20 protein-coding genes are annotated in these 24,531 nt (G+C 70.1%); 10 read left to right on the top strand and 10 right to left on the bottom strand.

Translation table 11 applies throughout. The features are described from left to right. Positions 1–58 precede the first annotated feature (58 nt). The 3 genes from P3T39_RS16415 to P3T39_RS16405 form a co-directional block, all read right to left on the bottom strand. Positions 59–721 carry a hypothetical protein gene (locus P3T39_RS16415; RefSeq protein ID WP_280698405.1) on the bottom strand — a complete coding sequence of 221 codons (663 nt, stop codon included), beginning with the start codon at positions 719–721 and terminating at the stop codon, positions 59–61. A gap of 43 nt (positions 722–764) precedes the next feature. Further along, positions 765–1,151, bottom strand: coding sequence for an avidin/streptavidin family protein (locus P3T39_RS16410; RefSeq protein ID WP_280698404.1), 387 nt, complete (start codon positions 1,149–1,151; stop codon positions 765–767). Between the two features lie 129 nt (positions 1,152–1,280). Next, complete coding sequence (locus P3T39_RS16405) at positions 1,281–1,493, bottom strand: hypothetical protein (RefSeq protein WP_280698403.1); 213 nt, start codon at positions 1,491–1,493, stop codon at positions 1,281–1,283. Positions 1,494–1,912: 419 nt separating this feature from the next. Here P3T39_RS16405 and P3T39_RS16400 point away from each other — a divergent pair, with 419 nt between their 5' ends. Beyond that, complete coding sequence (locus P3T39_RS16400; protein WP_280698402.1) at positions 1,913–3,349, top strand: alkaline phosphatase family protein; 1,437 nt, start codon at positions 1,913–1,915, stop codon at positions 3,347–3,349. Beyond that, entirely contained in the window at positions 3,346–3,936 is a 591-nt protein-coding gene (locus tag P3T39_RS16395; RefSeq protein ID WP_280698401.1) for a hypothetical protein, read from the top strand. Before P3T39_RS16400 ends, P3T39_RS16395 begins: the two co-directional genes overlap by 4 nt. 64 nt (positions 3,937–4,000) lie before the next feature. Here P3T39_RS16395 and P3T39_RS16390 read toward each other — a convergent pair whose 3' ends face one another. Continuing rightward, positions 4,001–5,038, bottom strand: coding sequence for a YncE family protein (locus P3T39_RS16390; RefSeq protein WP_280698563.1), 1,038 nt, complete (start codon positions 5,036–5,038; stop codon positions 4,001–4,003). A gap of 411 nt (positions 5,039–5,449) precedes the next feature. Beyond that, positions 5,450–6,385, bottom strand: coding sequence for a universal stress protein (locus tag P3T39_RS16385; protein ID WP_280698400.1), 936 nt, complete (start codon positions 6,383–6,385; stop codon positions 5,450–5,452). A gap of 546 nt (positions 6,386–6,931) precedes the next feature. Between P3T39_RS16385 and P3T39_RS16380 the strand changes: the two genes are divergently transcribed. The 4 genes from P3T39_RS16380 (at position 6,932) to P3T39_RS16365 (ending at position 12,806) form a co-directional block, all read left to right on the top strand. After that, the gene (locus P3T39_RS16380) at positions 6,932–7,294 is read left to right on the top strand and encodes a hypothetical protein (protein ID WP_280698399.1); all 363 of its coding nucleotides are present in this window, start codon (positions 6,932–6,934) and stop codon (positions 7,292–7,294) included. A gap of 226 nt (positions 7,295–7,520) precedes the next feature. Beyond that, on the top strand, positions 7,521–9,872 hold the full coding sequence (locus tag P3T39_RS16375; RefSeq protein ID WP_280698398.1) for a GH92 family glycosyl hydrolase: 2,352 nt from the start codon (positions 7,521–7,523) through the stop codon (positions 9,870–9,872). A 745-nt stretch (positions 9,873–10,617) separates the two neighbouring features. Next, positions 10,618–11,559 carry an NAD-dependent epimerase/dehydratase family protein gene (locus tag P3T39_RS16370; RefSeq protein ID WP_280698397.1) on the top strand — a complete coding sequence of 314 codons (942 nt, stop codon included), beginning with the start codon at positions 10,618–10,620 and terminating at the stop codon, positions 11,557–11,559. 458 nt (positions 11,560–12,017) lie between these two features. Next, positions 12,018–12,806 carry an HAD family acid phosphatase gene (locus tag P3T39_RS16365; RefSeq protein WP_280698396.1) on the top strand — a complete coding sequence of 263 codons (789 nt, stop codon included), beginning with the start codon at positions 12,018–12,020 and terminating at the stop codon, positions 12,804–12,806. Positions 12,807–12,897: 91 nt separating this feature from the next. Here the strand turns inward: P3T39_RS16365 and P3T39_RS16360 are convergent, their stop codons facing one another. The 4 genes from P3T39_RS16360 to P3T39_RS16345 all read right to left on the bottom strand — a co-directional run bounded on the left by P3T39_RS16360 (position 12,898) and on the right by P3T39_RS16345 (position 18,697). Next, positions 12,898–13,962 carry a cobalamin-independent methionine synthase II family protein gene (locus P3T39_RS16360; protein ID WP_280698395.1) on the bottom strand — a complete coding sequence of 355 codons (1,065 nt, stop codon included), beginning with the start codon at positions 13,960–13,962 and terminating at the stop codon, positions 12,898–12,900. 177 nt (positions 13,963–14,139) lie between these two features. Next, entirely contained in the window at positions 14,140–16,410 is a 2,271-nt protein-coding gene (locus P3T39_RS16355) for a methyltransferase domain-containing protein (protein ID WP_280698394.1), read from the bottom strand. Continuing rightward, positions 16,407–16,745: a hypothetical protein gene (locus tag P3T39_RS16350; RefSeq protein ID WP_280698393.1), complete on the bottom strand. Its 339-nt coding sequence runs from the start codon at positions 16,743–16,745 to the stop codon at positions 16,407–16,409. The genes P3T39_RS16355 and P3T39_RS16350 overlap by 4 nt, the downstream gene beginning before the upstream one ends. A 95-nt stretch (positions 16,746–16,840) precedes the next feature. After that, entirely contained in the window at positions 16,841–18,697 is a 1,857-nt protein-coding gene (locus tag P3T39_RS16345) for an alkaline phosphatase family protein (protein ID WP_280698392.1), read from the bottom strand. Positions 18,698–19,355: 658 nt separating this feature from the next. Between P3T39_RS16345 and P3T39_RS16340 the strand changes: the two genes are divergently transcribed. From P3T39_RS16340 to P3T39_RS16325, 4 genes are read left to right on the top strand one after another with little or no spacing between them, the layout of a single operon-like run. Continuing rightward, positions 19,356–20,372, top strand: a complete 1,017-nt coding sequence (locus P3T39_RS16340) for a GlxA family transcriptional regulator (protein WP_280698391.1) — start codon at positions 19,356–19,358, stop codon at positions 20,370–20,372. Then, a complete protein-coding gene (locus tag P3T39_RS16335; RefSeq protein ID WP_280698390.1) occupies positions 20,369–22,093 on the top strand; it encodes a thiamine pyrophosphate-binding protein in 1,725 nt (574 codons plus the stop codon). Before P3T39_RS16340 ends, P3T39_RS16335 begins: the two co-directional genes overlap by 4 nt. Continuing rightward, positions 22,050–22,718 (top strand): SRPBCC family protein, encoded by a 669-nt coding sequence (locus P3T39_RS16330; RefSeq protein ID WP_280698389.1) that lies wholly within the window; start codon positions 22,050–22,052, stop codon positions 22,716–22,718. Before P3T39_RS16335 ends, P3T39_RS16330 begins: the two co-directional genes overlap by 44 nt. Further along, positions 22,715–23,752, top strand: a complete 1,038-nt coding sequence (locus tag P3T39_RS16325) for a ketoacyl-ACP synthase III family protein (protein ID WP_280698388.1) — start codon at positions 22,715–22,717, stop codon at positions 23,750–23,752. The genes P3T39_RS16330 and P3T39_RS16325 overlap by 4 nt, the downstream gene beginning before the upstream one ends. Before the next feature lie 118 nt (positions 23,753–23,870). Here the strand turns inward: P3T39_RS16325 and P3T39_RS16320 are convergent, their stop codons facing one another. After that, positions 23,871–24,215, bottom strand: coding sequence for a hypothetical protein (locus P3T39_RS16320; RefSeq protein ID WP_280698387.1), 345 nt, complete (start codon positions 24,213–24,215; stop codon positions 23,871–23,873). Between the last annotated feature and the right edge of the window lie 316 nt (positions 24,216–24,531).

The raw sequence follows: 24,531 nt of genomic DNA, 5'->3' as shown, positions 1-24,531 counted from the left end.
GGCTTCGAGTATCCGGCCCGTCCGACAGATGCCGCAAACACGACATGACTGCGCACGGTCACCGTCTGCCGGAAGACCGTTGCCCGGACAGGGCCCAGGGCCTCGCGGTGAACAGCACCGCGTGTCTGGCCACCGACAGCGCGTGGCCCGCGCAGCATTCGAAGCAGCAGCCCAGCAGTACCGCGTCGACCACGTCCACCCGGTCGAACGGCGGCTCTGCCGCGAGCAGTTGCCCGTACAGCAGCCGCTGTCGCTGGCCGATCTCGTTGAGTCCGCCGTGCAGGTCGGCGATGGTCTCGGGAGCCGCTTGCTGCAGTGCGCCACCGGCCTTCGCGACCATCTCCACGGCCAGCGAGCTCATCCCGCGCAGCGGCTGGCGCACCGGGTCCGGGAACGGCCCCCTGGAGCGACGGGCCCAGGCGATCTCGCCCACCCGGCGGGCGAGATCGGTCAGTTGCTGCACATCACCCCCGACATGGGCGTCCGCCACGACCTCCCGCAGGTCCTCCGGCACCGGCCCCCGACCTGCCAGCAGGACGGAGGCGCCGTCCTCGATCTCCTCGTGGAGCGGCACAAGCACCGACTCGGCAGCCGCCAGTTCCTGCTCGGCCCTGCTGCCCTCCGCGTCGAGCGCCGCCTTCGACACCCGGCTCAGGGCCGTCGCCGCCAACTGGACCAGGTGGACCAGCCGTTCGATGGTGGCGGTGGGGGTGTGCGGCATCCGCCGGCTCCCGTCCTCGGACGGCCGTGCAGCTCGCAACGGCTCACGCAATGCCCGTGGGGTCCTCGGCTGCCGGCCGCTCCCTGGTGAACACGTCCTGACCGACCGTGGTCGCTTCCCACACGTCCGCCGCGGTCGCAGGCCTGGTGAGCAGCCAGGTCGCCAGGATCCGCTCCTCGTTCTCGAAGTACTGACCGGTCCAGCTGGTCACGGATCCCGCGTCGCTCTGCTGGTTGTGCCACGCGACCGTCCAGCCGACCGCCGCCCCCTGGCCCGTCTGGCCGGACGCGTGGTAGCGCCCGGTGACCACGTACCGACCGACCGCGTGCCCGGTACCGGAGGTGTAGGTGCCGCTGATGCCACCGGACGGCTCCGCCGTAAGGTGCATGTGCGATCCGAACTCGTTGTACCAGTCTCCGGCGATGCTCATTGGTCGCCTCCCTCGACGGGGTCCCGGCGCAGCTTCCGATCCCATGATCGGCCTCTGGGACGGGCTTCGCACCGCGAAGGAACCGGGGGCTCGGCACCCCCGGGCCCAGGACCGGCCGGGGCTGCCGGGTCACTCCTCGATGGCGCCGCCCACGGCTCGCAGATGATCGCGGAACGTCGGGGAGGGCGTCTGCCGGCGCTGGGCGAGGTGGGTGTCGAACTGCACCTGGCCGCGCAGCGGGACACCCGCGCGGATCCCTTCGGCCTGGCGTCGCTCGGTGTCGCGGATCGTCTCCGCGAGCGTGAAGACGTCCCCGGCGCGGGCGGCCGGCCCAGAGAGCACGCCGTCAGCGTCGCAAAACCGCCGCCGAAGCTCCTGATGGTCCATATATCCACGTGCTCCTCTCACTGAGCCCGTCCCGGTTCGCCCCCGGAGTCAACTCGTCGTCCGGGAAAACCGTTGGCCATCCACCCTGCCGCATCCAGGTTCTGACGCACACCGTACCGACACAACCCTCACGTCCCGCCCACCCTTTGCCGCCTTCACGGGCACGACTTTCTCACGCAGGCAGTCCGGATCCAACCAGTGCCCGGAGCCAGGCAGTTGATCCCACCCAATCCGGAGGTTCATACAAGTTTTACTCCGAGGTGGCTGCACGCGCGTAGAGTGCACGCCAGCATGTGGTCATGAGAATAAGGGGAGTCCGGCCTGGCCGGGCAAGCACGGGCCGACGGTCGCGCACGGCGGCGACACTGGCAGCTGTGGCACTGGCCACCGTCGGGCTGGTCGGCAGTACCGGGGCGGGCAGCGCCGACGCGCACGCCGAGTCATTCCATCCGCCGAAAATCAAGCACGTCTGGCTGATCGTCCTGGAGAACAAGTCCTACGAGGCCTCGTTCAGCGGGCTGAACCAGAACAGCTATCTCTGGAAGACCCTTCCCCAGTACGGCGAACTGCTGCGCCAGTACTACGGCACCGGGCACTACAGCCTCGACAACTACATCAGCCTGGCCAGCGGCCAGGCCCCCGCACCGGACAACCAGGCGGACTGCGCGCAGTACAAGAACGTCTCCCCCGGCACCCCGGCCCCCGACGGCCAGGTCCACGCCACCTCCGGCTGCGTCTACCCGAGTTCGGTGCCCACCCTGTTCAACCAGCTCGACCAGAAGAAGGTCGCCTGGAAGGCCTACATGCAGGACATGGGCAGCACCCCCGGCCGCGAGGACCCGTACCGCTGCGGCATCCCGGGAGACCCGTCGGGCGCGGGCGTCCCGGACCCGGCCGGTTCCACCGCGCAGGACCAGTACGTGGCCAAGCACAACCCCACCGCCTGGTTCCACTCGCTGATCGACCACCCGAAGGACTGCGCCAGGGTCGCCCCGCTCGACGGCCGTTCCGCCGAGGCAGGGCACCCGGCGCTGAGCGGCCTGGCCGAGGACCTCAAGAACGAGTCCACCACCCCCTCGTTCTCCTGGATCACGCCGAACAACTGCGCCGACGCGCACGACTCCACCTGCAAGGGCGACAACGGCTCGGGCGACCCGAACAACCACCAGGGCGGCCTGTACGCCTCGGACCTGTTCCTGCAGAAGTGGATCCCGCAGATCATGGCCTCCCCCGCCTTCCAGGACGGCGGCCTGATCGACATCACCTTCGACGAGGCCTTCCCGCCGTACAAGCTCTACGGCAACTCCACCGCCGACTACACCGGCAACAGCGACCCGAAGCTCAACACCCCCACCGACACCGCCCAGTCCGTGGTCGCCTGCTGCAACGAGCTGCCGGGCCCCAACACCAGTCAGCCCGGTGACCAGGCGTTCGGCCAGGACACCACCCCCGGCGGCGGCATCACCGGCTCGGTGCTGATCTCCCGCTACATCAAGCCGGGCACGATCAGCGACCAGCCGTACAACCACTACTCGTGGCTGCGCAGCATGGAAGACCTCTTCCACATCGGCCACGGCGGCACCGACGGCCACGGCCACCTCGGGTACGCCGCCGCCCCGGGCCTGCGCCCGTTCGGCCCCGACGTCTACAACAACCCGAGCGGCCGGGCGATGCAGCCCGCCGCCATGGGCAGCAACGGCGTCTACTCCGCCACCACCGCGCAGGCGCAGGACCAACCCGCGGCGCTGGAGCCCGACTTCACCGGTGCCAATGCCATGAACGACAGCCTGCGAATCGGAGCCGGCAAGTGATCCACCGCTCCACCGGCCGAGGCCGCGCCCGTGATGGGCGCGGCCTCGGCCGCCGCCGTCCCGCCGCCGCTGCCGTCCTGCTGGCCGTCCTGCTGGCCGGGGGCACCGCGTGCTCCTCGACGCAGAACACCGCGTCGGACCTGGGAAGGGTGCCGATCCCCACCCCTCCGGCCTCCCCGATCGTGCCCACCGCCTCCCCGGGCCACGCCCAGCTGGTTGCCATGGGCGACGCCGTCCGGCTGGACCTCGGGCCGCAGCAGGGGCAGATCACCGCAACCGGCCCCGACCTCGAACTGCCCGCCCCCGCGCCGGGGAAGGCCCCGCCGACGCAGTCCAGGGGCACCATCACGGTGACGCTCCAGGTCCCGGCGGGCAGTGACGTTCTCAGCGCGGACGCGCTGACGGCCACCGATGAACTCGGCCGCACCGTCCCGCTCACCGCCGACACGGCCTCGGCCACGGCCACCCCCGGGCACAGCGCCGTCCTCCGGCTGGCCGGGACCTTCGCCGCCGGCCACTCCACGCTGACCTGGGGCAAAGCCGGAAAGCCCCTGACCACCTGGGACTTCGAGGTCGAACTCGACTGAGTCGCCCGTCGTGGTGCCGGCTTCGCCACGGCTGCGGCCCGCCCGCCGAGTGGCGAAAAGGCGGTCAGCGGAAGATGCCGGTATGGCCGAGGGAGTACCGGCCGGGTTGCGGGTAGACGCACAGGCCGTGCGGTCCGGCTCCTACCTTGATCCGGGCCAGCAGGCGTCCGTCGCCGGTGGAGATGGCGTAGACCTCCGAGTTGTACCGGCCGCTGAGCCACAGGACCGCCCCGTCGGCGGAGACGCCTCCCATGTCCGGGCTGCCGCCGCCGGGGATGTGCCACTTGGCGGAAAGTCTGCCGGTGGCGAGGTCGAGGACGGAGACGGAGCCTTCGCCGCGGTTGGAGATGTAGAGGCTCCTGGAGTCGCGGCCGACGTACAGGCCGTGCGCGCCCTTGCCGGTGGGCAGCAGGGTGGGGGCGGCGAAGGTGTCTCCGTCGAGCACCCACAGGCCGTTGGCCGCCATGTCTGCGATGTACCAGGTGCGTCCGTCGGGGGAGATCTTGACGTCCTGGGGCATCGCCCCGTTGAAGGGGAGCTTCTGCTTGCCGAGCACGGTCATGGCGGCGGTGTCGACCTTGAGGAGTTCGCCGGAGAACTCGCAGGAGACGATGAAGTACAAGCCGTCCGGGGAGAAGTCGGCGTGGTTGACGCCGGCGCAGTCGGCCGGAACGGACTTGGCGACCGCCATCGTGTGCGCGTCGCGGAAGACCAGTTGCCGGTCGGCGGAGGCCATCACGATCGCGTACTTGCCGTCGGGCGTGAAGTAGAGGTTGTAGGGGTCGTGCACGTCGACCGGCTCACCGGTCTTGCCGGTCGCCGGGTCGATCGGGGTGAGGCTGTTGCCGAGGTCGTTGTTGACCCACAGGGTCTTCAGGTCCCAGGAGGGGACCACGTGCTGCGGCTGACGGCCGACGTGAAGGGTGTCGACGACCTGGTAGGTGGCGGGGTCGATCACGCTCACGGTGTCGGACCGCGTGTTGGGAACATACACGCGGGAGGGGAACTGCCGGACGGTGTCCGCCAGTTGGCCGGGCCGGTCGGCGGCGTAGAGGTCGTGCGGGTCCAGCGGCTCCGGCATACCGGGCAGCAGGTTCGCCATGGCCCCGGGAGCGGTCGGCGAGCCGGGAGGGACGGTCCCGGGGGCCGGTGCGGTGACCGCGGGCGAAGGGGCCGCACTGCGGGTCGAGGTGGAGCAGGCGGTGGAGACCGGCAGGAAGGACAGGACCAGCAGGAGGGACAGCACGGCCGGACAGCGCCGACGGGCAGGCATATGAGTGTTCATCAGGCAGTGAGCTCCGACATCATGACCGGCCGCGGCGCGCGGGCTTGCAGGCCGTCGACGGTGCGGGCGGCGCGGCCAGGTGCCTGGGACACCGCGGGTGAAGCGTCGGTCCGTCCAAGTAACCCTCGCGTTGTGCAAGGGTAGCCGGGCATGCGCGCGATTCCCCCGAAGACCGGGCCGGGTGGTTCGGGTGCGCCGAGGCAGTGGCCGGTGGAACCGTGAGGTCCGCTAGCCGTCGGCTCCGTGTCCGGCCGGCGGGCCTGCGGCGGGGACCACCATGACCGGGCAGGCGGCCCGGTGCAGGATCTCACTGCTGACCGATCCGATGATCAGCCTGCGGATTCCGGTCCGGCCGTGGGAGCCGACCACGACCACGGCGGCGCCGAGGCCCGCGTCGAGTAGCGCAGGCACCGGGCCGGTGTGCTCGATCCTGACCGATACCTGCACATCGCGGTACCGGTCCCGCAGCGGACCGATCCGGGTCTCCAGTACTCGGATCTCGGCATTCGTGATACCGGCCAGGTCGCTCTGTTCGGGCGGCGCGAGCCCTGGCGGGAGCACCTGCGGACGGTGGTCGGCGTGGACGATCTCCAGGGTTGTGCCGCGCAGTTGCGCCTCGGCGAACGCGAAGTCGAGGACCTGCTCGGCCGGGTCCGTTCCCTCGACACCGGCGACCACCCCGGTGCGGCGTCCCGCCTGCTCGATCACCGGCCCGCCGGCCTTTCCGGCGTGCTCGGCCTCGCGTTCGGGCTTCACCACCAGGACCGGGCAGCTTGCCTGCCCGGCCACGTGCAGGGCCACCGAACCCGCGGTGAGCCGGGCCGGGCCCCGATGTCCGCGGTGGCCCAGTACGCACAGCACGGCGTCCTCGGCATTCTCGACCAGCAGGGGCGCGGGAGAGCCCGATCCCCAGGTCTGCCACACCGGAACCCGAGGGTACTCGGCCTGCAACAGCAGCACGTACGGTGCGGTGACGGTCTGGGCCACCACCTGCGGAGACAGCGCCGCGCCGGCCGGCGGCGGCCAGTCCACCACGTGCAGGAGCCGGACGCCGGTACCGCGGCGTACGGCCTCCTCGGCCGCCTGGCGGACGACGTACTCCTCATCCTCACGGTCGCCCACACCCACCAGAACCGGCCGGATCTCGGCACCCGAGTACGTCATCACCGCTCCCGTCGACCTCCGGACACACGCAGGAGCACGCGGCATCGCCGCATGACGCGCCCATCGGCCTTCTCTCCTGATCGCCTACCCCGGTGCCGCAGGCTCAACCAGTGTCCCCGGGACGGCGGAGGCCCGGCTCTCACGGCGAAGGCCCGGCTCTGACGGCCGGGCCTTCTGCTCTCCGCTTGAGGGGAGAGAAATTCACGGGGCCGTGACAGCGGTCCCGGCCGGCTTCCACTGGGCTCCCGCCCTCGTGCCGGCGTGGCTCCGGTCTGTGCGGAGCGACTGGTCTCGGCGGCCTGCACGTGTTCGCCGCCGGGACGGCTCCATCTGAGCGGAGCGTGCTGATCAGCTCTCTCCACTATGGATCCGCCCGCCGCGTCCTGCAAAGGGGGAAGGACGACTCGCGTCAGCAGCCCTGCGGGACGGCGGTTTCCCGCCCACGACGTCGACATGGGCCGGAAAGCTACTGCCGGTGATGCTCATGACACGTTAGGAATGCTTCTGCACCCACCGGCGCGATGCCCCGAGAAGGAGTCCCCACCCATGACCCGCCTGCGTACCGCCTGTCTGGCCGTCGGCTTCGCCACCGCCACGCTCGCCCTGACCATGTCCCCCGCCCAGGCCGCTCCCGGCGACGTGGCCAACGTCTGCGCAAGCACGCTCACCCCGAGCGGCTTCGTCGACGTCCAGTGGTGGAACAGTTTCAGCTGCGGTTCGAGCTTCGACCCGAACATGAAGCAGATCAAGCAGCTCACCGGCCTCCCGGTCGGCACCGTGGTGAACGCCTGCGCCTCCACCTACCCGCCCGCAGGCTGGGTCCAGGTGAGCTCCTACTACAGCAGCAGCTGCCGCTACTCGTCCGTCCCCAGCTTCAACAACAACGCGTGGCAGCTCAAGCGCGTCTGATGCGGCGGGGCGACCTTCGGACTGACGGACCGTCACCCATGCCGTACCGGCTGTCTCCGCCGGTTTGCCGCGCTCTTCGCCGGGCCGCTTGACGTACCCCGTCCGCCCGGCCCCGGTTGGGCCGGTCGGGGTACCTGTGGCCTGTCGCCGTCCAGGCGTTGCGGATCCCGGACCCACAATGCGTCCACCACGCCAGGGCGACCGCTGGCCGACGGCAGGAGGCAGCATGGGTGTTTCGCGGACCGTGTGGTCCATCCGCTCGCTCCGGAGATCCGGCGTCCTGGCGCTTGTGAGCTGCGCGGCGCTGCTGGCAGGCGTGACGGCTGCGCCGGCCGCGCCGGCCGAGGCCGCGGCTCCGCTGCCGAGCAGCGGCCGAACCACCGTCAGCGATCCGGCGCAGTACGTCAATCCGTTCGTCGGCACGAGACCCGGCGGCCCCGACTTCGGAACCGGCGGCGGCGCGGGCAACACCTTCCCGGGGGCTGCGGCTCCCCTGGGCATGCTCCAGTGGAGCCCCGACACCGTCACCTACCAGCCCGGCGGCTACTTCTACGACGACCACCGCATCAGGGGCTTCAGCCTCACCCACCTCTCGGGGGCGGGCTGCGGGGACTACGGAAACGTTCCCTTCCTGCCGATCGCGGGCAGCGATCCGGTGGACCACTACGACTTCTCGCACGCAGACGAGTCGGCGGCACCGGGGTCGTACACCGTGACCTTCGGCAACGGACTGAAGACCGAACTGGCGGCCACCCAGCGCTCGGGTATCGCGCGCTTCACCTACCCGGCCGGCCGGCGCGCATCCCTGGCCGTCGATGCGGGCAGGGCGTTCAACAAGGCGAGCGGCTCGGTGTCCATCGGCACCGACTCCCTCTCCGGCTACACCGAGAGCGGCGGCTTCTGCGGTGCCGACAACCACTACCGGATCTACTTCACCGCCGTCTTCGACCGGCCGTTCGCCACCTCGGGCATCGTCACCGCGGGCAGACTCGACACCACGCGCAAGTACGCGGCCGGGGAGAGCTCGGACGACGCGACGCCCGCCTCCGACGCACTGGCCCTGGTCTCCTTCGACACGTCGGCCGGCCGCACCGTCACGGCCCGGGTCGGCATCTCCTTCGTCAGCGCCGAGGGCGCCCGGGCCAACCTGCGCGCCGAGCAGGGCGGGGCCGGCTTCGACGAGATCAGGGACGCGGCCCGCACGGCATGGAACGGCCTGCTCGGCCGGATCGCCGTCGGCGGCGGCAGCACCGGGGACACCCGCACCTTCTACACCGCGCTCTACCACTCCCTGCTGCACCCGAGCGTCCTGAGCGACGTCGACGGCCGCTACCCGGGATTCGACGGCCTGATGCACAGGGTCCGCCCCGGGCACGTCCAGTACGCGGACTTCTCGGGCTGGGACGTCTACCGCTCGCAGGCACAACTGCTCGCCCTGCTGGCCCCGCAGGAGGCCTCGGACGTCGCTCAGTCGATCGTGGCCCAGGGCACCCAAAGCGGTTACCTCGACCGCTGGACGCTGGCCGACGGCGGCACCGGCGTCATGGTCGGCGACCCGCTGCCGGTCATCGCCGCCGGCATCCACGCGTTCGGCGGCACCGACTTCGACGCCCAGGGCCTGCTCGGGCTCGCCGTGAACGGCAGCAGGGACGACCGCGAACGCCCCGGCCACGCGTTGTACGACCGGCAGGGCTATCTGCCGGCGGACACCTACCGGGCGCCGGATTCGGTGGCCACCACACTCGAGTACACCACCGCCGACTTCGCCCTCGCCCAACTCGCCCACCGGCTCGGCGACAGCGCCACCCACCATGCCTTCCTCGGGCGCTCGGACAACTGGCGCAACCTCTTCAACAGCGACAGCCACTACCTCCAGCCACGCAATGCGGACGGCAGCTGGCCCGCGTTCAGCCCCAGCCAGCAGAACGGGTTCGTCGAGGGCAGCGCCGCGCAGTACACCTGGATGGTCCCCTACAACCACCGCGCTCTGTTCGACGCGATGGGCGGCAACGACGCCGTGGTGTCCCGACTGGACCGCTTCTTCACCGAACTCAACGACGGGCCTTCCTCCCCGTACGCCTTCCTGGGCAACGAGCCCTCCTTCAACACCCCGTGGGCGTACGACTACGCGGGCCGCCCCGACCGGACCCAGGGAGTCGTACGCCGCGCGTTGACCACACTGTTCTCCGATGCACCCGACGGCGAGGTCGGCAACGACGACCTCGGGGAGATGTCCTCCTGGGCGGTGTGGGCAGCCCTCGGAATGTACCCCCAGGCACCGGGCCGCGCCGAACTCGTCCTCGCCAGCCCCCTCTTCCCCGCCATCACCATCCACCGGGGCAACGGCGCCACCCTCGACATCAGCGCACCGAACGCCTCTGCCGCCACCCCGTACGTCCAGGCACTGAAGACCGACGGCCACAGCTCGCAACGCCCTTGGGTGGGTGAGGAGTTCGTCCTGCGCGGCGGCAGGCTGGAGTACGCCCTGAGCGCCGACCCGAATCCGGCGTGGGGCAGCACACCCCAGGACGCGCCGCCGTCCTTCGGCACCGCCCCGGCAAGGCTGCCCGGGAACTGAAGCACCACCGCTCGCGGACCTGCGTCCAGAGCCCGGGACGGCGACCATGGAGCCAACTTCCATACGTACTCGCGCACTTCGGCACGGGCGGTGCGGAGCCCGCGGCCAGGGCCCGCTTCCCGTTCGCCGCGAGGGTGCCGACCTGAGAAGTGCTTCTTTCCGCGCAGCCGACAGGACTCTCGACAAGCCCCATCGTTGCAGTGCAGGAGTACTTCTCCCATTTGTAATCACACCTCGGACCGCCCACCTGCCAACGGACTCCTCGATCGGGTGGGGGGCTTGGTCACCGAGCGGCTGACTCCGGGATGTCAGCCGGCTCCGGTACCGGATCCGTGGGCTTTCGCGTAGGACGCAAGGCGGTCACCAGCAGGGCTGCTCCGGAGAGTGCGATCAGCATGAACGGCGCCCGAATCCGTCCGATCGGCGCACTCACCAGATCTATGTCACCGAGTCCGGGCGGGCGCGCTTGGCAGCGGCTCGCATCGCCGTCGACCGCCGTGAAGCCGAACTGGAAGCTGCGTTCACACCGGAGCAGCGAGGCGCGATCCGTGACTGGCTCGAAGGTGTCTCCGAAGCCTGCCGCTGAGGCAGCGGCCGTTCCCAGGGGCGTCTGAGGTCTTCGGCGGGCGGGCGAGGCGGGGCTGGGCGTGGGCGGCGATGATCAGTCAGGCCCGGCGGTCGCCGGCCTCCGGGGTGCGCACACCTGACATAAGAGCAGCACACACTCGCGCGCTAGTGTGCGTGCGTGAACCTTCATGTCGTCATAGGATTCGGGCCCGCCGGGGCGGCCACTGCTCGGCTGCTGGCCGAGCAGGGTCACTCGGTACGGGTCGTCACCAAGTCGGGCCGAAGCCCGGAGCCCGGCATCGAGCACGTCGCGTTGGACGCGACAGACAGCAAGCGACTGATCGAGGCGTCGCAGGGCGCGGCCGCGATCTACAGCTGCGCCGCACCGCCCTACCATCGCTGGGCGAGTGAATGGCCGCCGCTGGCCTCGTCGGTCTGCGCGGCGGCCGAGGCGACCGGGGCCGTCCTGGTCATGCTGGGCAACCTCTACGGCTACGGTCCGGTGGACGGTCCCATGACCGAGAAGCTGCCGCTCGCGGCGACCGGCCCCAAGGGCAGGGTGCGCTCCGCCGTCTGGGAGCAGGCGCAGAAACTGCACGAGCAGGGTCGTATCAAGGCGGCCGAGGTGCGGGCCTCGGACTTCTTCGGGCCCGGCGTGACCGATGGCGGGCACCTGGCCGCGCGGGTCGTGCCACGAGTGCTGCGCGGCAAGCCGGTCTCCACACTCGGGGATCCGGACGCCCCGCACAGCTGGAGCTATCTCCCTGATGTGGCCAGGGCTCTGGTCGAGGTCGCGGGCGAGGAACGAGCCTGGGGACGGGCCTGGCACGTCCCGACGGAGCCCGCGCTGTCCACCCGGGAGATGGTCGACCGCCTTGCCGCTCAGTCGGAAACGGGGCCGGTCGCGGTGCGCAGGCTCTCACCGGTCGTGCTGGGTGTCGCGTCGGTCTTCTCCCCGCTGATCCGCGAACTGAAGGAGATCCGTTACCAGTTCGACCGTCCGTTCGTAGCCGATTCAAGCGCTTACGAGGCTGAATTCGCGGTACGAGCCACCCCCGTCGATGAGCAGGTCAAGGCGACGGTGGACTGGTGGCGTGAGCGGCTGGCCCTCACGGGATGACATCTGCGGCGGCCAAGGATTCCATGACGGGTTCAGCAGGAGCGCGGCGTGCTGACGTCACGATCGTGGGGACGGCCTGCCGGTTTCCGGGGGCGCGGGATGCGAACCAGTACCGGCGGATCCTCAGCACCGGCTTCTGATCGACCTTGCCCGTGAGGCGATCCAGGACGCGGGGCCCTGTTCGCCGCTCACTGCTCACTGCTCCCGCACAGCCGCTGTGGGCGCCCGCGGCGTGAGTTGATGGTCCGTCAGGCTGTGCGGGCGGAGCCGGAGATGGCTGCGGAATGAGGCATACTGCCGGAAATTTCCGATACCCTGCGCACCGCGCGTAGACGACGCGCATAGAGTCCCCTTGACCAGCCGTGTTACTCGCCCGTACGGTCTGGGGCGCCGTAGCCACCAGACCGGCTACGGGTGAAGCACACTCCTCCGCCCTGCGGTAGAAGGAGCAGATCCTCATGCTCGGAAAGACCCTCAAAAACCGCTCCAAGACGCTCTCCACCCTCGCCATCGGTGTGGTCGTGGGCGGCGCGGTGGCCGGCGGCGGCTTCGCGGTCGCCGACTCGTCGGCGCCGCGGACCGACCGGCAGATCACCAACATGACCGACGAGGTCAGCAAGATCAAGGCCTACTACGGCGACACGGTGGACGCCAACGGTGAGCACTGGGCATCGCCGGACAGCAACTACGCCGCGCAGGTCAGGTCGATCGAGAACCAGGCACACAAGTACCTGGAGAGCAAGATACGGCACGACCGCAGCGGCAAGAAGGCGATCGTCCTCGACGTGGACGACACCTCGCTCTCGACGTACAACTACGAGCTGGAGACGACGTTCGTCTACAACCCGGCCGGCAACGCGAAGTACATCGCCACCAAGACCATGCCGGCCGTGTTCGGGATGAACACGCTGGCGAGCTGGGCGAAGCAGCAGGGTTACGAGGTCTTCTACGTGACCGGCCGTCCCGAGACGCAGCGTGCGGCCACCACGGCCAACCTCGCCGCGGTCGGATTCCCGGCCACGGAGGACCCCTCCCACATGTTCCTGAAGAACACGGCGACTCCCCCGCCGTACCTGCCCTGTGGCGCGACCTGTACGGTCATCCAGTACAAGTCCGGTACCAGGGCCCACATCGAGAGCCTGGGCTACCAGATCGTCGCCAACTTCGGCGACCAGTACAGCGACCTGTCGGGCGGTCACGCCGAGAGGACCTTCAAGATCCCGAACCCGATGTACTACCTGCCCTGACACGCTGAGCACACGGTGCCGCAGATCAGCGGCACCGTGTGCCTGCGGGCAGGACGGACCGAAGTGCCACGGTGAGGCGCTTCGGTCCGTCCTAGCGTCCGAGCTCGGCTGCCGCGAGAGCCGTGCCCTCGATACGTGCCGCGATCTTGGCGAAGGCGGTCTCGCGGGAGGTGGAACCATCGTCGGCGAACGGCGCGAATCCGCAGTCGTCACAGGTACCGAGCCGCTCGGGGTCGATGTACTGCGCGGCGAGCAGCACCCGGTCCCTGACCTGTTGGGCGCTCTCGATCCGGGGGTCGATCGGGTCGGTGACGCCGACGTAGATCCTGCTCTCCTCATCCGCGTGTTTGGCGACCAAGTCCAGCACCCGGCGCGGGTCGGGCTCCGCGGCGAGTTCCAGGTAGAAGGCACCGGCTCGCAGGGCGAACAGCCGCGGCAGCAGCAGGGCGTAGTCGACATCGGCGCTGTGGGTCGAGTCCCGGTCGCCGCCGGGGCAGGTGTGCACGCCGATGCGGGAGCGTTCGGCCTCGGAGAAACGGCCCAGCAGTTCGTTGTTGAGACGGACGAAGGAGTCCAGCAGTCCACCCGAGGGGTCGAGCTTGAGCGCCAGGCGGCCCTCGGTGAAGTCGATCTGCACCTGGTGGGCCCCGGCCCGCAGGCAGCGGCGGATATCCGTCTCCGCCTCGTCCAGGAGGTCGGCGAGGAACCGATCACGGGAGTAGCCGTCGATGCCCTCGGCCGGATAGACCAGACTGAGGGCGGAGGGCGCGATCACCGCCTGCTTCACGGGGACGGTCGCATGCGCCTGAGCGGTCGTCAGATAGGCGTCGGCGTTCCTGCCGTAGCGGAACGGACCGGCGGTCAGGCGCGGGAGCTGCCTGATGTGGCCGTCGGCGAAGGGGATGACGACCCCTGCCGGGTCCAGGTTCGTCAGCCCCTCCAGCGGGTAGGTCACAAAGCTCGTCTTGGCCTGCTCGCCGTCGGTGACCACCGGCGAGCCGAGATCCTCCAGACGGGCGATGGTGTCCTTGACAGCCTCCTGCTGCCGGTCCGCCAGCGCCGCATCGTCGATACGTCCGGCGGCGTGTTCCTGGAGAGCGGCGAGCAGCTCCGGAGTGCGGGGGAGGCTCCCGATGGGTTCGGTGGCGATCGTCATGCCCAGAGACTACCGACACACTGCGCCTCCGGCGCATCACTTAGTGCAACATCCGGCCATCCTCGGGCAGTCTGCCATCCTGCGCAGGGACTTCGGCCCGCCGGGCGCCCGGGGGGTACCACCTCGAAGAACGGTCGTTCCGTCGGTCTCCGATGCCGGGTCGAGGGTGCATGGAACTCACGCGGAGGGCCGGCGCCCCCATGCGATGAGATAGCAGTGGGCGATGTCCAGGAACCGAGGATCGTCCAACAGTGCCAAGCCCTCTGCCAGTTGCTCCGAGGTGACCCTGTTCCGTTCGATCAGTTCGGGGCCGGCTTGCTCGAAGAAGAGCCGCATGAAGTCGTCGACGGCTCCGCCGTCTCCGACGAGCATCGGCTGCACGGCGAGGCCGAGTTCGACCAGTCCGGCCTCCGCCAGGATCGCCGGCTGTCGGCGGCGAGCCCAGGTCAGATCGCTTCCCTGGGCGGACAGGGTGTCCTCCAGAGCGCGCATGATGCGCCGCCAGGCCGGGTGCGGAGAGGAGTCCGTGGCGAAGTTGACGGGATCCTCCAGGACCAGCCAGCCGCCCGGGGCCAGCCATCGCGCGACCTTGGCGATGATCTCCTCAGGGTGCGGCAGATGCATCATCAGCGCGCGGGCATGGACGAGATCGAAGGAAGCGGGCGGGAACGCGACGTCCCGCAGATCGCACTGCACGACGTCGAGGTTCCGGGCCCGCCCGGCGTCCGGGCCGCGCGTATCCAGGAAGCGCGTATCAATGTCCAGCGCCACGACCTTGCCGTCGGGGCACTGTGCGGACAGCCAGCGGGCGATGCTTCCCGCGCCGGCTCCCAGCTCCAGGCATCGCCAGTCGGCACGCAGCCCCCGCTCCGCGAAGACCCGCTGCGTCCAGGCATCGGACATGCGTTCCAGCGCCCGCAGGCGCTTCAGCTCGGTCGGCCGCTCATGGCTGAGCACCCCGGTGCTGTACGTGTCGGGGGCACCCGGATCGCCCCCGGGACGCTGCTGACCGTCATCGGCCTGACTCATCGACACCTCCGCTGAATACAGCGACCATTCGGATCCGATGAAACACTCGCAGGAGAACCCGGTGCAAGGCCTGTGGACCTCATGTCCGGATCCGGTCGAGGCTCGCGCGGGCCGACGGAGGAGCCGGTTCGGCCCGCGCCCGTTCCGTCCGGGGGCGGGAGCCCAGGCGCCGGAGGTGTTGATGTCCACGACGGAGGCCGACGGGGAGCTGCACGTACCGGAGACCTCAAGGACCTGTCCCCCGGTGCCGCCGGCGCCGAGGGTGTGGTGCATGCCGTCGCCGACGATCGCCGCCGGCACGGTGGCCGGCAGGGGCGTGAGCCGGTACATCGCGACGCCGTGCGGCGCGACGGAGGCGCTGATGTCGCCGGTGATCCGACCGGTCGTGCCGGTCCAGAGCTCCTTGGCGGAGTAACCGGGACCGGTCAGGCCGAGGGCGCCGAGGCTGGTGCCGACGGTCCGGGCGTTGTCCGGGTCCTGGTTGACCAGCAGCACGACGGTGTCGCCGCCGACGAGTTGGCGCTTCAGCACGACCGGTGCGGTGCTGCTGCCCGGCGCGCCGCCGACCAGGGTGGCCGGCTTGGCGAGGCTGTCCTGATCGACCGCGACGACGTCACGGTTCTCGTACACGGCCAGGCCGGACACGGGGAGACCGGTGGACCACGTCACGGAACCGTCGCCGTGGACGGAGTCGGGCGCGTTGCGGAAGTCCGCTCCGGAGATCAGCGGGGCGGCCATCATCGACAGGATCGACATCTCCGTCCGCGACTCGGTGTCGGTGAAGGGCTTGTGGCAGGTGCAGGTGTCCGTCGTCCCCCAGAGGCCGTAGGGGTCCTGCCAGCCGGCGAACATCATGTCCATGTCGTTCCAGCTTCCGGGCCGGACGTTGGCCGGGTACCGCAGCGAGGTCTGGAGCTGGCCGTTGTAGAGGACGCCGCTCAGCTCGCTGTCGCGATCACCGCCCATCCGGCACGGGTTGGCGACCTGGCCGCACCAGACGCCGGTCGGCGCATAGCCGGGGGCCTGGAAGGCGGGCGTCCCGGCCGCCTTGATCACCGGGTCGGTGCGGGCCGGGTCGTCGGCACCGAGCAGGTACGGCACGCCCGTGTGCACGGGCTGGGCGGAGACGCCGACGGTGACCTTCGGGCGCCCCTGGGCGGCAGAGGCCGCGTCGAGCGCCTTCTGGAAGGTCTGCACCCGGGCGTAGACGGACTCGGTGAGTTCCTCCCCCTCGCCCTGCGTGTAGTAGTTGTGCCCGTCGGGGCCGATGATCTGCGGACCGTAGGGGCAGTCGTCGTACTTGACGCAGTCGACACCCCAGGCGACGAAGTCGTTCGCGTCTGCGGCCTCGTGGCCGAGGCTGCCCGGGTGCCCCTGGCAGGTGGTGTACGTGTCGGTGGCGTACAGGCCGAACTTCATGCCCTTGCCGTGGGCGTACCGGGCCAGGTACTGGATCCCGTTGACGGTCTGTCCATTGACGGTCTGCGAGGGGAAGTTGCCGGGGCGGGTATCAGGTCACCGGATGTGGGGTCGATGCCGGTGCCGTCGGTACCACTGACCGGGTTGCCTCCGGCGTCGTAGAGCTGAAGCGAGCCGTACGAGGTCTTCACCGGGTTGGCGGACTGGCCGGTCCGGTGCATCGTCGACCAGCCGTCGTCGATGGTGACGGTGTTGTAGCCGGCCGCGACCAGCCCGCTGGACGACATGAAGACCCGAACTGGTACGTTGCCGTCCGTCGCAGTGTAATGGCACATGCGACATGTCAAAAGCCCTCCGAGGGCCTGTGTGTTCACTGTTGACGGATTGTGTGCGAAAGCGTTCGCCAAGAACACCGCCCGGGACCGTGCGTCTAGCTCGGCTGCTCTCCTCGCCCGGGGGCACCGGGCGGACCGGCGATGCGAAGTCCGCGCCCGCTCAACTGGCCTCTCACATCCGCCAGGTACTGCCCCGCCTCCCCGACGGTCCCGAGGGAGCCGGCCCGCTGCCCGACCTGCTCCCGTTCCGCCGGACGCAGCCGTGCCTCCTGGATCGCGGCGGTCTGCACGAATCCGCGCAGTGTCGCCGTGAGCGGCAGATCGGCGGCTTCCGCGGCTGCAGCGCCAGCGGCGTCACCGGCCGCGCGCGGTGGTCCGCCGAGCGGCGGCCCGCCGGGTCCAGGAGCGTCCTCCCCGCATGAGAAGCCGGAGACGGCCGGGTCGGGGAGCGTGCGGGGTGCGTCGCGCGGGGCGTCGGCGGTCAGCAGGTGGGCGAAGGTGTTGGCCAGCCCGTCGCGCCGGGTGAGCGCCGGCAGACCGTACAGCTGCTCGACGGTGGCGAGCAGCGAGCCGTGGTCGTACTGGGTGTGGTCGATGAGGTTGCAGTTCTGCCCGTCGATTCCGGCCATGCGATGGGTGGGAACCCACGGCGAGACGACGACGGCGGGCACCCGCACGCCCTGCCGGTCGAAGCGGAAGCCGTGGGCGTTGTTCTCCGGGTCGGTGACATCACCCGGCGGGACAGCGGCCGGCGGCGGCACGTGGTCGTAGAAGCCGCCGTGCTCGTCATAGGTGATGACGAGCAGGCTCGACTCCCAGTGCGGGGACCGGCGGATCGACTCGTAGACGTACTTGATGAGTGCTTCGCCGCGCGTGACGTCGTCGAGGGGGTGCTGGCTGTTGCCGCACTGGAAGTCGGCGCCGTGGGTGAGCACATGGCCGTAGCTCGGCTCGATGAACACGTACGCGGCAGGGAAGTCGGCGTACTGCAGGTGGTCGGCGAGGTCGTCCAGGCCGTGGAAGTGGGTGAGCAGGGTCGGCAGGTCCATTCCGGCCAGCGCGGAGACCTGAGGGAGTGCGTCCCCCGCGTACACCCGCCAGGGGAGGTCCTTGGCGTCCAGCGCGTCGTAGATGGTCCCGTTCTCGAAGTGGTAGCCGTCGAGTTTGGAGCCGACCTCCTCCAGGGGGCCGGGGCTGCGGTCGAGCCCGCCCGAGGTCGCCGCGTGCAGGAAGAAGCGGTTGGGCCAGGTGGGGCCCGGCAGCGCGGAGAACCACCGGTCGCAGACGGCGAACTCGCGGGCGAGCGTACTCAGGACCGGTACCTGCTGCGGCGTGAAGCAGGCCATCACCGCGCCGAGGTCGGCCAGGCCCGCGGCGTTGTTCTTCACCCTTGCCTGATTGGCGTAGGTCTCGACGAATCCCCCCACGGTGAGCGGCGGATATTCGCCCGAGTAGGCGCACCGGTCGTCATGAGGGCGTCCGGCGATGGCGGTCGAAGCGAGCTGCAACTGCACGTCACAGAACTCGTGCGGTGGATCGACCGGCATCACGAACGGCGCCCCGACGCGGATCGGGAAGACGGCGCCGGCATGGCTGTTGCTCTGGCTCCGGGGCCCGTCGACCGTCGTCGGTGCACCGGTCAGCGCGTCGATGCCGACTCCGGGACGGATGCCGCCGTCCTCGTCGACCGACCCCGTCGAGACGCCGAGCATATGGTCGAACGACCGGTTCTCCAGGACGAGTACGAAGATGTGCTTGATCCGTCCCTGGGGTTCGGCCGGGCCGTCGGAGTGCCGCCGCCGGATTCGCTGCGCGCACCACAGGACGCCGGACACGGCCGTGAGCACGCAGTACAGAGCCCAGGCGAAGCCGCGACACGCCCAACCGGCCAACCGGTACCACGCCTGGCACGCCCCGCCCACGACCTGGTACCAGGCGATGCCGGCCGGCATCGCGATCCGGAACCACGACGGCGGCGCCAGCTCGCCGGGCCGCTGGGAGCCCTCGCGTGCCCACTGCCGACAGCGGTCGCAACCTTCACGCCTCCACTGCGAACACCGGCTGGAGCCGTCGCGGGCCCACCGTGCGCACCTCTCGGTGAGCCGGGCGCGCCACTCGTCGCACCGACGAACGAACGCGTAGCGCATCTCACCGCAGCACGGCATCGTGCTTCACCCCCGAACTCCCGCTCTCGCCGGTCTCGCCGCTCTCGCCGCTCTCGCCGGTCCTTGACGTTCGATCTCGATTCACGGGCAGGACGGCACGGGGTGCAGCGCCGTGGTCCCACCGGGGCACGATCGACGCGCCCGCCGCGAATCCCGCCGCTGCGCCGGTCGGCCCGGCGCGGCGTCAGGCCAGGCCAGCACCTGCGGATTCGCAGGTCAACGGGGCGCGCCGCCGACGGGCCCGAGCAGGAGCCGTTCGGCGGGCGCGGTTCGGATCCCTGGCCGGGCGGCGCCGCCAAGGGCATGACCCATCTCACACCCATTCCTGACTCTCCGTGAACATGCCTGGTCAACCGAGGTGCACCGCCGCTCGGCCACCATGCATGGCCGAATTCGTCAGGAAGCCGTCATTGCCGCCATCCCCTACTGGATACAGGCTGTGACGGTGTCTCAGCGACGTGTTGTGGTGGTGGTCTATCCCGGTGCTCAGGCACTGGACATAGCGGGGCCGATCGAGGTGTTCGACACCGTGAACCGGCAGCTCCCCGGGTCGGATGCCGGCTACCGGATCGAATTCGTCTCGGCCGATGCGCCGTTGGTGCGGACGTGCTCGGGTATGCAGATCGGGGCTGCGCCGCTGGAGGCGGGCGAGGGTCCGATCGACACCCTGCTCGTCCCCGGCGGCTGGAGCCTCAAGGAGGCCTTGGAGAACCGGGAGTTGGTCTCGTGGATCCGCCGGGCCTCCGCCAGATCGCGCCGGGTCGCGTCCGTCTGCGGTGGGGCGTTCCTGCTGGCCGAGGCGGGTCTGCTCAAGGGGCGGCGCGCCACCACCCACTGGGCGTTCTGTGCGGACATGGCCCAGCGGTACCCGGATGTGACCGTGGATCGCGAGCCGATCTTCGTCTGGGACGGCCGGTTTGTGACCTCGGCCGGGGTGTCCACCGGGATAGACATGGCTCTCGCCCTGGTGGAGGCCGACCACGGTGCGGCGTTCGCCCTGGAGGTGGCACGGTTCCTGGTCCTCTTCTTCAAGCGGAACGGCGGCCAGTCGCAGTTCAGCGCGATTCTGGAGGCCCAACTCGCCGACCGCGCACCGATCCGCGCCGCGCAGGAGTGGATCCTGGAGAACCTGGAACAGCCGCTGCCCGTCCCCGAGATCGCCGAGCGGGCCAATATGAGCGTGCGGAACTTCGCCCGGGTCTTCCGGCGCGAGGTCGGTACGCCGCCCGGCCAGTACATCGAACAGATGCGGATCGCCCGGGCGCGCAAGCTGCTGGAGAGCACCGATCTGCCGGTCGCCCAAATCGCCCGCCGCTGCGGGTTTCCGGCCCCGGAGACGTTCTTCCGCTCCTTCGGCAGAGCGCTGGAGCTGACCCCGAACGAGTACCGCCACCGTTTCCAGGCCATCTCGCCGTCCGGCCTCATCGTGGGGCCCGACCAGGCGGACAGGAGCACCGTATGAATACCGGGGTCCGGCTCGTCGACTATCTGGCGAGGGAGTTGGCCAGGTCCGGCGTCCGGCACGTGTTCGGTGTCGGCGGCGCGAACATCGAGGACCTGTACGACGCGCTGCACACCACCGGGGATGTGATCCGCACCGTCGTGGCCAAGCACGAGTTCTCCGCCGTCACCATGGCGGACGGGCAGGCTCGGGCCACCGGACGCATCGGCGTCGTCGCGGCCACCTCGGGAGGCGGCGCGGTGAACCTGGTGCCGGGACTGGCGGAGGCGTATGCCTCGCGAGTGCCGGTGCTGGCCCTCGTCGGGCAGCCGCCCACCCAGTTGGAGGGGCGCGGGGCGTTCCAGGATTCCAGCGGCAGGGCGGGCTCGTTCGACGCGCGGGAGCTGTTCGAGCCGGTCACCCGGTTCTGTGCCCGGGTCGATGACGCGGACTCGATCCCGGAGCTGCTGTCCCGGGCGATCGCGGCGGCCCAGTGCGACCCCAAGGGACCGGCGGTGCTCCTGCTGCCCAAGGACGTGCAGCAGGCACTGCTCCAGGTCCGGGACCCGGCTCCCGTTCCGGCTCCGGCCCGGCCGGTGGTGACAGCGGAACCCCGTGCCCTGGCCGGCGCGGTGGACGTCCTTCGTGGCGCCGGGCGCGTCCTGGTCATCGCCGGTGAGGGCGTGGCCTCGTCCGGTGCGAGGGCCGAACTGGACGAGGTGGCGCGGCGACTCGGTGCCTGGGTGGCGGTCACCCCGGACGCCAAGGACGTGTTCGACAACGGCGATGCCCGGTTCGCGGGGGTGGCCGGGGTGATGGGGCACCAGAACGTGGCGGAGTGCCTGCTGCGGGCCGACGTCTGCCTCCTGGTCGGCACCCGGCTCCCGGCCATGGCCCGTGCCGGTCTGGACCAGGCGCTGTCCGGCATCCCGGTGATCTGCGTCGATCCCGAGCCACCGTTCGTGCCCGGGACCGCCCTCCGCGGTGATCTGCGGGACACCCTGCGCAAGGTGGCCAACCGGCTCGGCCCCGGTCCACGTCCGGCTCCACCGCACGCGGGCCCGCTGCCCCTGCCGACCCCGCGCACCGGCACCGGCACCACCTCCTACGGCGCGGCGGTCGCTGCCGTCGAGGCCGCGCTTCCTCCGGACGCGCACGTCTTCGTGGACGCCGGAAACGCCGGGGCAAGTGCCATCCATCTGCTACCGGCCCCACGCCACGGACGTTTCGTCGTCGCCGTCGGCATGGGCGGCATGGGCTACACCTTCGGGGCCGGCATCGGCGCCGCGCTCGCCACCGGGCAGCGGACGTATGTGATCGCCGGTGACGGGGCGTTCTTCATGCACGGCATGGAGGTCCACACCGCGCTCGAGTACTCCGCACCCGTCACCTTCGTGATCTTCAACAACAACGCCCATGCCATGTGCGCCACCCGCGAGCAGCTGTTTCTCGGCGCCCCGCATCCGAGCAATCTGTTCCGTCCGGCGAACATCGCGGCGGGTGTGGCCGGTCTGTTCCCCGGTCTGGAGGTGACCCGGGCCGACGACGGTGCGCAGCTGCGGGCGGCGCTGCTGCGCAGCAACGCGGGCAGCGGCCCGGCCTTCGTCACGCTGGACTTCGACCCCGCCGAGATACCCCCCTTCCTTCCCTTCCTGAACATCCCCGGCCGGGAGTCGGCCGAGAGCGAGGAGAGCACCCATGAGCGCGGAGCATTCCGTGGCGGAGCAGTACATGTTGGCTGACATTCCCGGCCTGACCAGGGTGGAGAACACCGAACTGGAACACATGGTGGCCCGCTGCGCGGAGCTGACCCGGAGCGCCTACCCGCACGAGGAGGTCTACGGGAAGTACTGCACGATCCAGGAGTACGTCGACTGTCCGCCGGAGCTGGCCTACGAGTATCTGCGGCAGGGGCACCACCTGGAGGAGTGGACGTTCAGCCTGCGGGACTTCGCCCCGACCGGTACTCCCGGGCTGTGGGTCGGAGACGACCGGCTGGAGGAGAAGACCCGCATCTACTGCAAGGTCGTGGCCAACCCGGAAGCCATGACGGTGGACTTCCACTGCTCCTGGGACCAGGGCGACAAGCTCTGGATGGTGTACCTGATGCGGGTCGTCCCCGCGCAGCTGGTGTTCGACCGGCCCGGCTCCGTGATCACCTGGACGAACTGCCGCCACCCGTACTACGACGAGAACCCCCGCCCCGAGCTGGCGCCCCGGCCGGACCGGCCGTGGGTGGGCGACTACTGGGACCTGTTCTACGCCGGCCACACGGTGGAAATGGGGAACCTGAAGGCGATCCTGGAGCACCGCCACCGCCACGGCCTGCCGGTCGGCACCTCCCCCCGCCCGGCGGCGGCGCAGTGACCACCGTCAGCCTCACCGATGTCGCCGGCTACCTGCCCGGCGAGCCGGTCCCGGCCGAGTTCTACACCGAGTACCCCGGCGCCGAGGAGAAGCTTCGCGACAACCCCATGTTCAAGGTCCCGCCGCTGCGGCACCATGTGGCGGCGGGCGAGACCAACGTCGACATGGTCGAGCGCGCCGTGCAGCCGCTCATCGAACGGCACGGACCGGACGAGATCCGCTCCGTGGACGTCCTGCTGATGCACAGCCAGCTGCCGGACACACCGTTCGTAGGGGCCGGTACCGAGGTGGCACGGCGTCTGGGGCTCAAGCCGCAGTGGCTGATCGACGTGGCCAACGCGGGGTGCGCCTCCTTCGTCCACATGCTAGAGCTGGCCCGGCAGATCCTCACCGGCACCGACGCCAGAACCGCCCTCATCTGCAACGCGCAGAGCGCCGCAGGCCAGCTGTTCACCCAACCCGACGTACGCAGGCTCGCCCAGGCCGCGATACCCGGTGACGGCTGCGGGGTGGGCTATGTGACCACGTCGGGTGCCGCGCCCGTGCTTGACGTGGTGACACGTCATATCGGCGACTACGCCGGCGATATGACCACGGTGCTCGACGACGGCCGCAAGTACTGGGAGCCCGGCGAGTCCCAGCTTCGGATCGGCTTCAGCGAGGAGAGCGTCGCCAAGGTCCTGGAGCGCGGCAACCGCCTGGTGCCCGAAGTGGTCGCGGACCTGTGCCGACGGCTCGGGGTCGCCACCACGGAGATCGACCTGCTCGTGACGAACCAGCCCAACCGCACCTTCCTGCGCAACTGGCGGGAGTCGCTGCGGCTGCCGGAGGAGCGGCACCCCGACACGTTCGACAGCTGCGGGAACATGTTCGGCGCGGCGATCCCCATCGTCCTCGACCGCGCCATCCGCTCGGGACAGGTCAAGGACGGCGACCTGGTGGTGCTGGGCGGTTTCGCCCATGCGGGCGACTTCGCCGGGGCGGCCGCGATCCGCTGGGGCGCGGGGCGGACGGAGCATCCGATACCGGTGTGAACGTCCCCTGTTGGCAGGCCTGTCGGGTCGAGCACCGAGGCGGCCGCCTCCTGCACCGCTCCGCCGGGGTCCTGGGTCGCCGAGCCCAGGACCCCGGTTCGGCCTCAGGAGTGCCCGGTCAGGAGAACACCACCGAACGGAACTTCAACCGGTCGGAGGCGTGCCCGCCGTTCGGCCTGAGGCTGAAGTAGTCGCCGTCGCAGTCGACGTCCGTGAAGACTGTGACGGTCGAGTCCGTGAAGTTCCACGGCGTGTGGGCGGGCTGGATGGCCGGGTCCTCCACCTCCGGAATGTTGATGCACTCCCGGCTCGCCGGGTCGATCAGCTTGCCATGGTGGACCGTGCCGGTCGGGCCGTTCCACCTGTAGGTGAACTCACCGGTGGCCGCGCTGGCCGAGGTGGGCATGGTCAGGACGAGCGCGATGGCGGCAGTGACAGCCGCTGCTGCGTTGCGAAGACGCATGATCAGGAGTTCCCTCTCCAGGGCAGGAATGCCGAAATCGGATGGGTTCACCGTAAAACCTCCCGACCCGGTGAAACGATTCGCCCAACCGTCCTCGCGTGTCAGCAAGTTGACGGCTCACTCCGGGAGCTCCGGGAGCTCCGGGAAAGAGGTGACGTCCCGCCCGAGTCTCCCTGATCGTTCTTCTCACCCCGCCCACCCCTAGAAATCCGGTTCCCTAACCTCAATACCAGTGACTTAAGGATCTTTGCTGGTAGGCTGCCTGTCCAGGAGGTGCCTGGATGCCACGCCCTGGGCAGGTCAAGCCGTCGACGGA

The sequence above is a fragment of the Kitasatospora sp. GP82 genome (genome assembly GCF_029892105.1).
Taxonomy (GTDB): Bacteria; Actinomycetota; Actinomycetes; order Streptomycetales; family Streptomycetaceae; genus Kitasatospora.
This window is presented reverse-complemented; position numbering and strand designations above follow the sequence as displayed.